The 14,736-nt window shown below is 42.2% G+C and carries 11 protein-coding genes; 7 read left to right on the plus strand and 4 right to left on the minus strand.

What is annotated here, in order from left to right; translation table 11 throughout:
• Positions 1-421: 421 nt before the first annotated feature.
• The gene (locus tag V7K42_RS05010; protein WP_334914105.1) at positions 422-610 is read right to left on the minus strand and encodes a DUF4089 domain-containing protein; all 189 of its coding nucleotides are present in this window, start codon (positions 608-610) and stop codon (positions 422-424) included.
• Positions 611-672: 62 nt separating this feature from the next.
• Between V7K42_RS05010 and V7K42_RS05015 the strand changes: the two genes are divergently transcribed.
• The 3 genes from V7K42_RS05015 (at position 673) to V7K42_RS05025 (ending at position 4,680) form a co-directional block, all read left to right on the plus strand.
• Positions 673-996, plus strand: coding sequence for a glutaredoxin family protein (locus tag V7K42_RS05015; RefSeq protein ID WP_334914107.1), 324 nt, complete (start codon positions 673-675; stop codon positions 994-996).
• A gap of 53 nt (positions 997-1,049) precedes the next feature.
• The gene (locus V7K42_RS05020; RefSeq protein ID WP_334914109.1) at positions 1,050-2,552 is read left to right on the plus strand and encodes a UDP-N-acetylmuramoyl-L-alanyl-D-glutamate--2,6-diaminopimelate ligase; all 1,503 of its coding nucleotides are present in this window, start codon (positions 1,050-1,052) and stop codon (positions 2,550-2,552) included.
• A 664-nt stretch (positions 2,553-3,216) separates the two neighbouring features.
• Positions 3,217-4,680 carry a DICT sensory domain-containing protein gene (locus tag V7K42_RS05025; protein ID WP_334914111.1) on the plus strand — a complete coding sequence of 488 codons (1,464 nt, stop codon included), beginning with the start codon at positions 3,217-3,219 and terminating at the stop codon, positions 4,678-4,680.
• A 241-nt stretch (positions 4,681-4,921) separates the two neighbouring features.
• Here V7K42_RS05025 and V7K42_RS05030 read toward each other — a convergent pair whose 3' ends face one another.
• From V7K42_RS05030 to V7K42_RS05040, 3 genes are all read right to left on the minus strand, one after another.
• Positions 4,922-5,239 (minus strand): AIM24 family protein, encoded by a 318-nt coding sequence (locus V7K42_RS05030; protein ID WP_334914157.1) that lies wholly within the window; start codon positions 5,237-5,239, stop codon positions 4,922-4,924.
• A 284-nt stretch (positions 5,240-5,523) separates the two neighbouring features.
• The gene (locus V7K42_RS05035) at positions 5,524-7,005 is read right to left on the minus strand and encodes a sensor histidine kinase (RefSeq protein ID WP_334914113.1); all 1,482 of its coding nucleotides are present in this window, start codon (positions 7,003-7,005) and stop codon (positions 5,524-5,526) included.
• Between the two features lie 192 nt (positions 7,006-7,197).
• The gene (locus V7K42_RS05040; protein ID WP_334914115.1) at positions 7,198-8,877 is read right to left on the minus strand and encodes a sensor histidine kinase; all 1,680 of its coding nucleotides are present in this window, start codon (positions 8,875-8,877) and stop codon (positions 7,198-7,200) included.
• 574 nt (positions 8,878-9,451) lie between these two features.
• On the opposite strand from V7K42_RS05040, the gene V7K42_RS05045 reads away from it, so the two are divergent.
• The 4 genes from V7K42_RS05045 to V7K42_RS05060 all read left to right on the plus strand — a co-directional run bounded on the left by V7K42_RS05045 (position 9,452) and on the right by V7K42_RS05060 (position 14,684).
• Entirely contained in the window at positions 9,452-10,273 is an 822-nt protein-coding gene (locus V7K42_RS05045; RefSeq protein WP_334914117.1) for an SDR family oxidoreductase, read from the plus strand.
• A 423-nt stretch (positions 10,274-10,696) separates the two neighbouring features.
• Positions 10,697-12,601 carry a molecular chaperone DnaK gene (dnaK, locus tag V7K42_RS05050; protein ID WP_334914119.1) on the plus strand — a complete coding sequence of 635 codons (1,905 nt, stop codon included), beginning with the start codon at positions 10,697-10,699 and terminating at the stop codon, positions 12,599-12,601.
• A gap of 498 nt (positions 12,602-13,099) precedes the next feature.
• A complete protein-coding gene (locus tag V7K42_RS05055; protein WP_334914121.1) occupies positions 13,100-13,735 on the plus strand; it encodes an acetoacetate decarboxylase family protein in 636 nt (211 codons plus the stop codon).
• A gap of 205 nt (positions 13,736-13,940) precedes the next feature.
• Complete coding sequence (locus tag V7K42_RS05060; RefSeq protein WP_334914123.1) at positions 13,941-14,684, plus strand: hypothetical protein; 744 nt, start codon at positions 13,941-13,943, stop codon at positions 14,682-14,684.
• Positions 14,685-14,736 lie beyond the last annotated feature (52 nt).

The raw sequence follows: 14,736 nt of genomic DNA on the forward strand, positions 1-14,736 counted from the left end.
CTTACTATTTACTGTAAAGGCTAGATACTCAGGAGCGAATCTATATTCGGGTATATGTTAGTTGGAGGATTAAAGTAATTTTTAATTTATTAAAAAAATTGCTTTCAATAGTTATAACCTTGTTAATTAATTATAAATAAGCTGGAAAAGGTATCTAAATATATAGATGTAAATCAAATATTTGCTGAAATTGAGGCAACAGACGCGATAGATCGCCGTCTAGACAAAGGATTGATTATTGTAAAGACGGCGATTTATCGCGTCTTTGTCATCTAGGGTGTGTCATAAAAAAACCTTATCCGAACCGTATTGGCATCACTCTCAGGAAAAATGTATCTTCAATATTTCTGAGAAAAGCATGATAAAAGGGGCTTTTTAGTCTCAGGATATTTTCAAAAATCAAAGCTGATTCCTATAGCTATTATGGTTCAAATATAGGTGCAGCTTCAATTTCTTCTGTTAAAGGAAACTCATTAACAAGATTAGCGATCGCCATAATTCTCTCAAAATTTGCCACCACCCCATCACGATACTCATCTCTTAGTTGCAAATCTAACAACAACGCCATTTGCTCAACATACTCACCCACATCAAACCCTTCTCTTCTCATCTCTCCTCCTTCGCGGTTAGTTATTCTAAACTTATAATCTCTTGCCACACCTTAAATAAACAATGCGATTAATTTTATACAGTAAACCAGGCTGTCATTTATGCGAAGGCTTGCAAGAAAAGCTAGAACAAATCCAAAATCTCAGTTTCGAGTTGGAAATTAGGGATATTACGACTCGTGAAGATTGGTTTGCTGCGTATGAGTATGAAGTGCCAGTACTTTATTTATCGAACCACAGAGGCGCAGAGGAGGACACTTGCGTGCGGGGGTTCCCCCCCGTTGAGCAAAGTGTCCGTGGCGCAGAGGAGAAACCATTGCCGCGTCCTTCTCCTCGTGCTAGTGTGCAGCAGTTAGAGCAAATGTTGCGTAAGTATTTAGCCAATTAGAAAAAAATAATGCAGAATAAGCGCAAGATTAAGAATGTGACGAGGTTCACAACATGAAATTGCGGGAATTACTAACGGCGGTAGACAGTGTTGAGCAATTGCCTAGCCATCCGACTTTGGAGGATGTGGAAGTTAGGGGTTTGAAGACGAATTCCCATGCTTGTCGCATGGGAGATTTATTTATTGGGATGCCAGGAGGGCGGGTTGATGGTGGGGAATTTTGGCAAAGTGCGATCGCATCGGGGGCTGTAGCTGCGATCGTCTCTCCCGAAGCTGCACAAAAAAATCCTCCCACAAATCAGGCTGTAGTCATCAGTGCAAGTAACATAACTCAAGCTTGTGCCCAGATAGCCAGTGCTTTTTACGGTTATCCGGGGCAAAAACTCAAGCTGGTAGGTGTAACTGGTACAAATGGCAAAACTACAACTACTCATCTGATTGAATTTCTGCTGATCAAAGCTAATCTAGCTACAGCTTTGATGGGAACTCTCTACACTCGTTGGGCAGGTTTTGAGCAAACTGCTACCCACACTACGCCTTTCGCCGTGGAACTGCAACAGCAGCTAAGAGAGGCTGTAAATGCTGGTAGTGAGTTCGGGGTGATGGAAGTAAGTTCTCACGCTTTGGCCCAAGGTAGAGTGTTGGGTTGTGAATTTGAGGTGGCGGTATTTAGTAATCTTACCCAAGACCATCTCGACTATCACAGCGACATGGAAGATTACTTTGCTGCCAAAGCGTTGTTGTTTAGCCCAGATTATCTCAAGGGACGAGCAATAATTAATGCTGATGATTCTTATGGCAAACGGTTAATTGCTTCGTTAGATTCCTCACAGGTTTGGAGTTACAGTGTCAACGATAATAGCGCTGATTTATGGATGAGCGATTTAAGTTATGAGCCGAATGGTGTCAGTGGTACATTACATACACCAAAAGGTGACGTAGCTTTTCGATCGCCCCTAGTCGGACAATATAATTTAGAAAATCTTCTAGCAGCCGTAGGAGCAGTTTTACACTTAGGGCTAGATTTGCAGTTAGTTGCATCTGTAATACCTGAGTTTCCTGGAGTTCCTGGACGGATGGAACGAGTACAGATTCAACCTGAGCAAGATATTAGCGTGATTGTCGATTATGCCCACACACCAGATAGTTTAGAAAATTTACTGAAAGCTGCACGTCCGTTTATACCTGGAAAGGTGATTTGCGTATTTGGTTGTGGAGGCGATCGCGATCGCACTAAGCGCCCAAAAATGGGTAAAATTGCTGCTGAGTTAGCTGATGTGGCAGTAGTGACATCAGATAATCCCCGGACTGAAGATCCAGAACGAATTTTAGAAGATATTTTGGCGGGAATTCCCCCCACAATAAAACCAGTGGTAATTTGCGATCGGGCTACTGCAATTCGTACTGCTATTTTACAAGCACAACCAGGTGATGGAGTCTTGCTTGCTGGCAAGGGTCACGAAGACTACCAAATTATTGGTACTGAAAAAATCCATTTTGATGACCGAGAACACGCACGCGAGGCTTTACAAGAAAGACTGAATATACAACGTTAATTTGGGCATTGGAATTCAAATCCTCATTAATGGGGTTCAAATCCTCATTAATGTAGTTCAAAGGTCGATAAGTGGATAAATTGAGTTTTCTAACTCCTGCCCAATTCCCCATCCCCTCATACTATTACCTGAAATGCTGGATACAAATGATTTGTCTCTAACTCTTCCCCCTGCCCGAATGGCACTAAGTTAAGCTGAAGAGTATCCAGCGTAAGGATTGCAGAGGGGCAGGGGGGCAAGCGTGCAGAGGGGAATGGCACTAAGTTAATCACAAAGCCCTGATCTAACTGGCTTTTTGGGTGTGGGATAGTGGGGAGATAGAAAAAAGCAACAAACATCCCACACCTCCCACACCTCCCCCACCCTTCCCTGACGAGGTTTCAGCTTTTCTTAGTGCCATTCGGTGCAGAGGGGAATTTCTAAATATCCGAACGCAATACCTAAAACTTCTTCTTTCTCCCCTGCCCCTCTGCCCCTCTGCTCCCCTGCTCCCCTGCACCCAAGAGCCTCAACGATTTTCCCTTTACAAGCGTGCCATTCCCCCCTGCCCCTTTTTACAGTTAATGTTTCTTTCCGTGGGGATTTTGGAAAAAATGCACACATAAAGGTGAAAATCGAAGACAGAATTATTTATTGCTTCATTCATCCTTTTTATGCTTGACTCATGAATGTTTCTTTGGCTAAGGATCTGTCTGTTTATCAACTGGTTATGGGAGTGCAAGTGCCTCCAAAACCATTGTCCCTCAGTCCTGCTACTCTGCTATCACTGGTGAGAGCGCAAATTGACTTACTAATTGAGCAGCAAATTGCAGCCACTTTATGGGTGAAGCTACCACCAGAAAAAATTTGGCAATCAGAATTAGCACGTTATCAATCCTCAGTGGGTGCGTCTAGTCTCATTTATACTTGCCAGATTGAGGAGAGCGGAAAAGGGAGAGCAGGGGAAGATGAAGGAGGAGGGGAAGAAAATACTCCCTCATCTCCTTCGTCTTCTTCATCTCCTCATCATGTCACCGTTCACCTGCCACCAGATAGCCAACTGCGACGGGAAAACTTTCTTATGGTTTTATCGCCCCAGTTTTGTAGTTTAATTTTGGCTCATCGACCACTTAAAAAACGCAAAAATCAGATATCGACAAAGGTAAATACTAATAAAAATCAGCCATTACTGATTATCACAACTGTTGAGGGGAGAGTAATTCAGCAAGTATTAGATGGTATCCAAAAAGCAATTGTACCAGAATCATCCCCAATTGTACCTGCTGATTTTATTTGTCAAACTGTGCCCCAAGCCGCACTGATGACTCAACTATTTGCCAAACAACTCTTAAGACAGGATGAAATTAATCGTCAAATCATCACAGCCCGCACTACCAAGTTGCAACAGCTAAATCAAGAACTGCATGATAAGGAGCAACTCCAAGATGAATATCTGAAGAATCTATGTCAAGAACTGCGTACACCTCTGACGCACATGAAGACAGCACTTTCGTTATTGAATTCTCCTAATCTCAAGCCCCCGCAGCGACAACGTTATTTACAGATGTTAAATACCCAGTGCGATCAGCAAAATTCCCTAATTACTGGTTTATTGGAACTGTTGCAACTAGAACGTAATTTAGAGGGGACGGCTTTAGAGTCGGTGCGACTCTCAGATATTGTACCGGGAGTAGTCAGTATCTACCAACCTTTAGCCCAAGAAAAAGGGATTATGTTAGCCTACACCGTACCCACTGAACTCCCATCTATTTGGTGTGTAAGTGGTGGGCTGAGGCAGATTGTAATTAGTCTGCTGCACAACAGCATTAAGTTTACTCCTAATGGCGGTGAAGTATGGGTGCGTGCCCGTCTTCAAGGCGATTATGTCCAATTAGAATTCCGCGATACGGGTATCGGTATTGCCGAAAGTGAGATTCCTAAAATCTTTGACCGATTTTATCGGGTGCGTGCAGCAGCAACTGAAGATTATGGTGGTGCTGGTTTAGGGTTAACAATAGTACAGCAATTGCTGCTGCGCTGTGGCGGATCTATTTCTGTGAAAAGTAAATTATATGAAGGTTCCACATTTACAGTACAACTGGCGACTGTTAACAATACCCCAAGAGCGATCGCAATAGAAAAAGAGTGATGAGTTTTGATTATCCCCTAGGTAATTTTGTGGTGCTATACAACCTTGCCTTTTTTAAACTTAATCAAAAAAAGCATCGCAAATTTAGGCATAATCTATTTTGCTCATAAAGTTAATAAAAGGAATTAAAATTTAGCCACTAGCTAATTATCTCCATTGTGAACAATTAGTTTTTAATTCCTTGTTTTCCCCTACTTACTAATAATTATTAGCTATAAGTTTTTGGGATTACGGCGGTAATTTAGCGGAGCATCATGACTTGCCAATAAGGTATGGGAGCAAGCAATACAGTCCCTGTTCCCTCAAAAGTATTGACAAGAAACTCTCCAGAAGTCATCGACCCTAAAAGAGATTTGGTAGCTTTTTCAACGCGATATTTTACAGTACTTGTGCGAGCGATCGCAAAATTTCCATCGACAACTAATCGGTCATTTTGTAAATTTATTACTTCTACAGGGCCTTGTGCTACCATTACCACTTTACCCCTGCCTTTAACTTTTGTTTGAAACAAGCCCTCGCCTACGGCGACCCCCTTTTTAAGGGGGTAAAAGATGGTTATAAGCCCCTCTTTTTAAGGGGGTTGGGGGGATCTTCGAGGAATAAACACCTTAACCGAACCGTCTTGGGGGTGGGGTTCTTTTATTATGAGTAATTTGGCGGACATGATATTAGAGGTTTTAATCACTGCTTAATTTCATGTGAGTTCTATGGATTATATTTTATCTGCATAAAAAGACTTCTCCTTGCTTTGAAATTTAGTTCCAAGCAAGGAGAAGTTTTTTAACTCACGTTAGTTTAGGTGAATATTTATAATTTAAAAAAATAGTTGATGAATTTTCCCTCCTAGATTTTTGCTCCTGATTTATGTTGATTGCTAACTTCTAAGGGAAGGAAAATCGTTAGGACTTCCCCATAGTGTGGACGCTGGCGCACAATCAATTTTCCACCGATCGCCTGAAACAAATGCTTAGTTGCGGCGATATTCAAACTAATCGTACCCGTTTCTGGTTGGAACATCAGCAATTGACCAAGGGCTTTGCGAATTGGTGGCGTTGCAGGTGTAGCGGCTTTACTCGAATCTTTGCACCCAAATTGGGGGGATAATTGTAACTTCAGTTGATCTCCAGCCGGGATAACTTGTACTTGAATATGGCTACCAGAAGGTAAGCTGCGAGTGAAATTCTCTATCAAACCAGTGAGTACCTGATCTAACATCATGGGATTGCTGACCACACTTGGTAGTTGCTGGGGTAAAACAACATTTAAAGTTAAGTTCCGCCGATGTGCTGCTTGTTCCCATCGGGGAATGCTTTGCTGCAACACTTGATCTAAAGACATCGGTGTGAGTTGAGTTTTTGAAGATTTTGTAGAGGCTGTAGTTTCTAGTTCTGCTGCCTTAAATAGCAACTCCATGCGGTCTATTTGCTCAGTACACTCATGATCGATAATTTTTAAGCGATCGACCACGCTGCGATCTAAGTCTTGCCGCTTCAGCAACAGCCGGGTCATCGTGCGAATCGTTGTTAAAGGTGTGCGGACTTCGTGAGCGAAAGCTTGGAGCAATTCTACATCAGGATTTTGGGATTGGGCATTGGACATTGAACATGGGTTATTCTGTTTGTCTTCTTTGTCCCTAGTTCCTATTCCCCACTCCCTAGTCTCTTCTGCTTCTGTTAATTCTTGAAGCAACAACTGACTAAACTGATTCATGATGCGGTAGTCTGGTGCTACCGGGGAATACTGTTCTACTAATGCATCTAGATGGGCAAAAAATTCTGGATTAGCCAGCATTACCCTGGTTCCTAGCGATCGCCAAGCTTGCTGTACTACTTCCGGCTCAAAAGAAAATGAAAAGGTTTTTTTACCGTTTTTGTGGGTTGCTAAAACCAGGACTAATCTAAATTTATCTGTAAAAACTAAGCAAAACTGCTCTGTCCCTAGCGGATCGGCAGGTAATAAGGGAAGTACTGATTCATGAGGAGCGACCTCTTCATTTATAGATGCGTTGGCATAGTCTAACCCAGGCATCTTATCTGGCATCTGAAATGGCATCAGTGCCAAGGGATTAAATGGTTTTGCCGTAAAAGTTACTGTTTGTAAGCTTTGAGTCAGTTTTGGCTGACTAAATAAGGGTGCGGGTGCAGCCAAAACTAATCCTTGGGTTGCGTCAACTGAAGTACCTGCTAAAGTATTTAATAGCAAATGTTCTGTCGCAGCGAGGCTGACACGCCACTGCCGCTCTGCTTTCCCAGACGAACATTCAGCCACACTCGATTGATTTTCAGTTAAGATTTCGTTTAGACTTGGTAATATCCATTCGTACACAGGTTTTCACCCCCTAATTCAAGAGCGACTAACAGCGTCTTAAGGTAGACATTTCACTACTACCTACGAGGTTATAGCCATTTGGGTACTATTGAAAGTGGTAGAACCGAACAATTCGGGCGCAATTTCCCCTATATGGCGATGTCTACGACGAGCTACGCCTACGCACTTATTTTTCAAAAACCCTTATATTTACCCTGTTACGCAATCATGGCGATCGCTGATTGATAATTGTGCTGATTTGCCGGCTCGAATCGGGATTGCAATTACAAACTCTGCACCCTGTCCTGGTGATGAAATACATTTTAAAGATCCACCATGCTTTTCAGCAATTATCTGGTAGCTGATCGATAATCCCATACCAGTCCCCTTACCAACTGTTTTCGTAGTGAAAAAAGGGTCAAATAAGCGTGACTGGATGACTTCTGGAATTCCTAATCCATTATCAACAATCCGAATCACGGCAAATTCATTTACCTGTTGAGAAGAAATGCGAATCAAGGGATTTGGACAAAGTTCTTTTTGGAAAGCCTCTTCTAAAGCATCGATTGCATTTGTCAACAGGTTCATAAATACCTGATTCATTTGCCCTGCAAAACACTGGATTTTAGGCATTTCGCCATACTCTTTAACCACTTGAATTTGAGGGCGATTATTTTGTCCTTTGATTCTGTGTTGCAAAATTAGCAGAGTACTTTCAATTCCTTCATGCAGATCGGCTGTTTTGAACTCAGCTTCATCCAAGCGAGAGAAGATTCGGAGACTGAGAACAATTTCTCGGATGCGTTTAGCCCCCATTTTCATTGAGGTTAATATCTTAGACAAATCTTCTGTTAGGTAATCAATATCGGTCAGTTGGTTAGCATTTTGAATTTCTGGCTCTGGATAGGGGTAGTATTTTTGATAAAGCTTAATTAACAGCAACATCTGTTGAGTGTAATCATCAGCGTATTCGAGGTTGCCGTAGATAAAATTAACCGGATTGTTGATTTCATGGGCAACTCCCGCAACTAGTTGACCCAGACTGGACATCTTTTCAGATTGAATTAATTGGATTTGGGTTTTTTGCAGGTCTTTCAGAGCTTGCTGAAGTTCTGCTTCTGCCTGCTGGCGATCGGTAATTTCATCTCGTAATTGTTCGTTAGCATTGACTAACTTATCTCTGGAATGTTGCAAATCATCCGCCATTTTGTTCAACGAGGTAGCTAACTCGCCAATTTCATCCTGAGAGTGAATACTAACTCTGGTATCCAGCTTCCCTTCAGCCAGATATAGCAAAGCTTGCTGGAGTTGTTTAATCGGTTTTGAGATACTTATAGATATCAAATAGCCTGCTGATAATGCCAGGATGCCACAACCCAAACTGATGACCGATGTCACAAAAATATTTTTTTCGGCTGTTGCTAGTGCTGCTTTATAAAGCGGTGTATATTCCAGAATCACTGCACCAATTGTTTCACCTTTGCTAGTCTTAAAAGCAACAGCAATCAATTGAATCCCTTGTGGGTACTCAGGACTGACCTCAATATATATTCTGGGTATATCATCTTGAATAGTTTTACCAACTTCATTATTGCGATCGCGATCTAATCGCGTACCAATGTCTTCAGTAACTACATCTGCCAAAATGATTTTATTGCGGTCTACAATCTCTAGATCGCGCTGACGTTGCCTGTGTAGCGATTGAACATGCTTTTGTAACTGGGCTAGCATTTCCTGACGCGATCGCGTTTCGTGGTATCTAAGCTCATGACTTACGAAATATCCCAGTAGTCCAGCAACTTCTTCAGCCTCTTGTTGAGCAAGATACTTAGCTATCTCCAATTGTTGATGAGCACTAATCGCACCAACAATTACTGAGAGAGTAGCCATTCCTAACTGTCCGTTCGCTCATTTTTGACCCCAAAATTTAATTAACCCTTACAGGGCTTACAATCTAGCCCCCACAGTCAATTCCGGCATTTTTGCCCCAAACAAGGTTTTAGCCATTTTTATGGTTTATACTCCCCTGCGCCTTAAATAGACCCTTCTATGAGCCTCAGGAAAAAGTAACAAATATTACCTCATATTGATTGCTTACTTAAAAACAGGTTTTTTCCTCCTAAATTAGGGCTTTAATTCAATTTCGAGTTTTAAAATAAGCGAACGCACAGTCCTAAAATACCCGCAATTAATTTTTGACTAATTTTCATTCCTGGCTCGAAACCTTAAGTGCGGATCAAGTTTTGGGGAGTTTGCCCTGATTTTAAAATTCCCAGATGTGTGCCTAAAAGCTACAAATTTAACAGCTATTAGGCAAATCTTTAAGCTGGGTCTATCTTGGCACACTTCGCGTAGCTTGCTTCCCCGTAGGAGTACGGCAAGCTTTGCTTTTCTACGAGAGGCTGCGCCAACGCGATCGCATTTTTTGAGTAGATTAAAAATAGACTATCTCAAAGGCAATTTTATGACTTCTTTTGAAACTTCAGTCGAAGATTTGGTACTGGTTGCTGGTGCTACTGGTGGAGTAGGGCAACTGGTAGTAGGCAAACTCCTGGACAAGGGTTGGAAAGTTCGCGTTCTGACACGCAATGCCGCAAAAGCCGAAGAAATGTTTAACCAGAGAGTGGAAATTGCCGTTGGTGACATCCGTCAGCCAGCTACACTGCCAGCCGCCACGCAAAATGTCACCCACATCATCAGTTGTGCTGGAACCACCGCCTTTCCCTCTACGCGATGGGAGTTTGACCAAACCCCAAACTTGCTTGAATGGGGAATCACTTTCCTTAACCCTAAATCTAGCGAAGCAAAAGCAAAGAATAGTCCAGCTAAAGTTGATGCCCAAGGTGTCAGCAACCTAGTTACAGCAGCACCCAGAAATTTGAAGCGATTCGTTTTCGTCTCTTCCTGTGGAATTCTCCGTAAAAATCAGTTTCCTTTTAGTATTCTTAATACTTTTGGTGTCTTGGATGCCAAACAAAAGGGTGAGGAATCCATTATTAATTCAGGATTACCCTACACCATCATCCGTCCAGGACGCTTGATTGACGGGCCCTATACCTCATACGACCTCAACACACTGCTAAAGGCAAAAACAGGGGGTAAATACGGTGTGGTCGTAGGCACTGGGGATACACTTTCAGGTGATACCAGCCGGATTGATGTAGCAAACGCTTGCGTGGAATGCCTTTTTCAGCCAAGTACTTCCAGAAAAATTTTTGAACTAGTCAATCAGGGACAAAGACCGCCTGTAATTGATTGGAAAACTCTTTTCTCTCGACTTGAGTAACTGCTAAGTGCTGAGTCATATTTTATCCAATCCCCAATTTCCAATCCCCAATTCTCAGTACTTCTGTAGTTTATTACCTCTAAAGACGGCAAACACCACTCTGACGTTACGGTTCACCCTAATTACTGAAAGTATTAATTCTCATACATTAGACAGAGTGAAGGCAAATTGATCTATGAACCAACTAAAAACACAATTTAGTTAGTTTAACCGTCCCAAGCAAGGTTCGGGAAACCACCCTTCATGGACTGGCTACCACTAAGCTTCAGTATATATATCAGCATAGTCTGGAGTTTTAACCCCAGGAAAGCCAAATCAAAGGTATTCATGCTGAATTGGCTGATTTATTGACCTGTTGGTTCAAAATTTAGTCCTTTTTATTCTCATTCATTCATTTGTAGTTATACGGAGCCAGCACCTAAAATGGCAAAAGTAGTTGGAATTGACTTAGGAACAACGAACTCCTGCGTGGCAGTGATGGAAGGTGGTAAACCTACAGTAATTGCTAATGCTGAAGGTTTTCGGACAACGCCATCAGTAGTGGCATTTGCGAAAAATGGCGACAACTTGGTTGGTCAAATCGCCAAACGCCAAGCGGTGATGAACCCCGAAAATACGTTTTACTCAGTCAAACGCTTTATCGGTCGCCGCTACGATGAAGTAAGTAACGAAGCAACTGAAGTTTCTTACAAAGTTCTCAGCAGCAACGGCAATGTCAAATTAGATTGTCCGATAGCTGGTAAACCGTTTGCTCCTGAAGAAATTTCTGCAAAGGTTCTTCGCAAACTAGTTGAAGATGCCAGCAAATACTTGGGTGAAACTGTAACCCAAGCTGTAATCACTGTTCCCGCATACTTTAACGACTCTCAACGGCAAGCGACAAAAGACGCTGGTAAAATCGCTGGGATTGAAGTTCTGCGGATTATCAACGAGCCGACTGCTGCTTCTCTAGCTTATGGGTTTGACAAGAAGAGTAACGAAACCATTCTCGTATTTGACCTTGGTGGTGGTACCTTCGACGTATCCGTGCTGGAAGTAGGAGATGGAGTTTTTGAAGTACTAGCTACATCTGGAGATACCCACCTTGGTGGTGATGACTTCGATAAAAAAATAGTTGACTTCTTAGCTGAAAAGTTCAAGAAAGCCGAAGGCATTGAACTACGCAAAGACAAACAAGCTTTACAACGTCTGACTGAAGCCGCAGAAAAAGCCAAAATTGAGCTTTCTAGCGTTACCCAAGCAGAAATTAACCTACCATTTATCACCGCTACCCAGGATGGGCCCAAGCACCTGGATACAACCCTGACTCGCGCCACCTTTGAAGAACTTTGTTCTGACTTAATCGACCGTTGCCGTATTCCTGTGGAAAACGCCCTCCGCGATGCTAAGTTAACTAAAAGCGATATTGATGAAGTGGTGTTAGTTGGTGGTTCTACCCGCATTCCCGCAGTCCACCAGATTGTGAAGCAGGTATTGGGTAAAGACCCTAACCAAAGTGTTAACCCTGATGAAGTCGTAGCAATTGGTGCAGCAATTCAAGCAGGTGTACTGAATAATGAAGTCACAGGTATCTTGCTGTTAGATGTATCACCGCTTTCTTTGGGTGTTGAAACATTGGGTGGTGTGATGACCAAAATTATTCCCCGCAACACAACGATTCCCACCAAGAAATCGGAAGTCTTTTCCACAGCAGTGGATGGTCAAACCAACGTAGAAATTCACGTCCTGCAAGGTGAACGCGAATTCTCTAACGACAACAAGAGTTTGGGAACCTTCCGCCTTGATGGTATTCCTCCTGCACCACGTGGCGTTCCTCAAATTGAAGTGGTGTTCGATATTGACGCTAACGGTATCCTTAACGTCACCGCTAAGGACAAAGGTACTGGTAAAGAACAGTCCATCAGCATAACTGGCGCTTCCACCCTGGATAAAACTGACGTTGACCGGATGGTAAGAGAAGCCGAACAAAACGCTTCATCTGACAAAGATAAGCGTGAAAAGATTGAACGCAAGAACCAAGCTGACTCTTTAGCATACCAAGCTGAAAAGCAGTTACAAGAATTGGGCGATAAAGTTCCCGATGCTGACAAGACTAAAGTCGAAGGTTTAGTGAAAGAACTGCGGGAAGCAGTTGCTAAAGAAGACGATGAGCAAATCAAAAAGCTCACCCCAGAATTGCAACAAGCTCTATTTGCCGTTGGTAGCAACATCTATCAACAAGCTGGTGCCGGTGCTGCACCTGGTGCTGAACCTCAAGATAGTGGTTCTAGCTCTACCTCTGGTAGCGGCGACGATGTGATTGACGCTGATTTCACAGAGAGTAAATAATTACCCTACTTCTTTCGGGAAGATTATTTTGTCCCGTATTATATTACCCATCCAGGTAAATGCCTGGGTGGGAATTTTTTTGTTATTGGTAGTTAAGAACCAGCATCTCCGCTAAAGTATTATGTTATGGCAAGGGACTGGGGACTGGGTGAAAAGTCTTTTTGTGTCTAAGGGGTACGAAGTGAATGGCACTAAGAAAAGGGAAAATCGTTGAGGCAGCAGGGGTGCAGAGGAGCGGAGGAGCAGGGGAGAAAGAAGAAGTTTTAAGTATTGCGTTCGGATATTTAGAAATTCCCCTCTGCGCCCCTGCCCCCCTGCTCCTCTGCAATTCTTACGCTGCATACCCTTCAGCTTAACTTAGTGCCATTCGGGTACGAAGTAAAGTAATCCCAAAAGCCTTGCGATTGCTTCCTTCCACTTCGTTACACTCGCAATGATATATCACAAGTAATTTGCCGGATATGATATAAGTTCTCACTCTCAACTCCTAACTCCCTTATGCCATATCCACAAGCACCTTGGATACTTAAAGGCTACGCTATTCAAACTCTGCATTTGGTAAATATTGACCTAGTACGCCCTTTGATTCCCTTAGAGTTAGAAATTATTTCTGTATGGCCTGGTAAAACTCTCGCTAGCGTGTATTTATCTAATTACGGGTTAGGCTCGGCACTGGAGTATAGTGAGCTAATTATTGCCCCAGCTTTGGTTAATTACCAGAGGAAAATCGGTGGTTGGATTTCTCACATTTATGTAGATAATGCTGATTCGGTGGCTGGCGGTCGAGAAATTTGGGGACTACCAAAGGAAATAGCTGAGTTTACCTGGGAGCAAGGAGAGCATGTGACTGTAGATCGGGGAAACCAGAAGTTGTGTAGTTTTAAGTATAATCAACAAAGCTTGGCATGGAGACAGGGATTAAGTGCCTCTTGTTTCAGCGTCAAAGGTGCTGATTTGCTGATATTCCCTACTAAATTTGAGTCTGTATTGGGTTTGATTGGTTCTAACCTTGAAATCCCCACCGAAAGTCCTTTTTCTGGCATAGGTTTAGGTCAGCCTTGGTTAACTGTGCGTTGTGAGCAAATGAGTTTGCGAGTTGATGCGCCCAAAGTCGTGGGGTTGATGCGCGTCTAGGCATTTTTAGACTAAAAACAATTGCGATCGCAAGGCGCAATCGCTTTGTTTTACTGAACAATTTGACCCCAAAAATCGCCCTGACCCAAATCTTAATAGTAATTTATACTCTAGTGTTAGAGTATATTTTTCCCTTAATTACTTTAAAGATGAATAAATTCTTAGTCCTCACTACAAACCTATAATTATTTACGCCTTCCTACTTATGCAAACTCAAAATATTGAACAAATATTTCAAGATATTTTAGATGAGCTTTACCAAGTATATCTGCCATCCAAACATCCTTTTTTTTCTCGTCTAGCTCTGTTACCACCAGAACAACTTCGTTCTCCCGATTTATTAGGAGAAATTTACCTTAGATACCAAGCAGCTTGCCATGCGACTCGTGTCATGGTTTACTTTATACCGCACTTAAATAGTCCTGCGCTTAGAGAGCGGAAGCTAAAAATTATTAGTGACGATGATAGTTGGCAAAATGGTGGGATTCACCATTATCAATTAAGTCAAGCTTTTGCTAATTTGGGAGCAAAATTGACTATCCCAGATGAAGATTTTGGCAGTTTAGATGAATTACAAAAATACCTAGATCCTACTACTGCAAATTTTGTATCTTTAGTGCAGAATATTTATCCACAATCTCTAGGCCCTTTCTGTGTGGTTGAAATGTTTGCTTATGATTGGATGCAAGCATTAATGAATGCGCTAGCTGATTGTTTTCCATTTATTAAACAAGAGCCATATTTTACTGAATGTTTTGACCAAGGTGTTGAAGAAAGACACGCTCAAGAAGCAATAGAATTGACCAAGATTACTCTCAATAAATCACCACAATTATTTACTCCCACAATTGAGGGTGCAAACATGATGGCTATGGCGTTAGATCAATTTTGGTCTGGATTAAATAATTTATTGCAAGACATTCATCCTCATCCATGCATCTTACTATAATTCTCACTTGGGGGATGAAGGAGACGAGGTAAATTTTCACCCAATTCCCTTA

The sequence above is a fragment of the Nostoc sp. genome (assembly GCF_036917455.1).
Taxonomy (GTDB): Bacteria; Cyanobacteriota; Cyanobacteriia; order Cyanobacteriales; family Nostocaceae; genus Nostoc.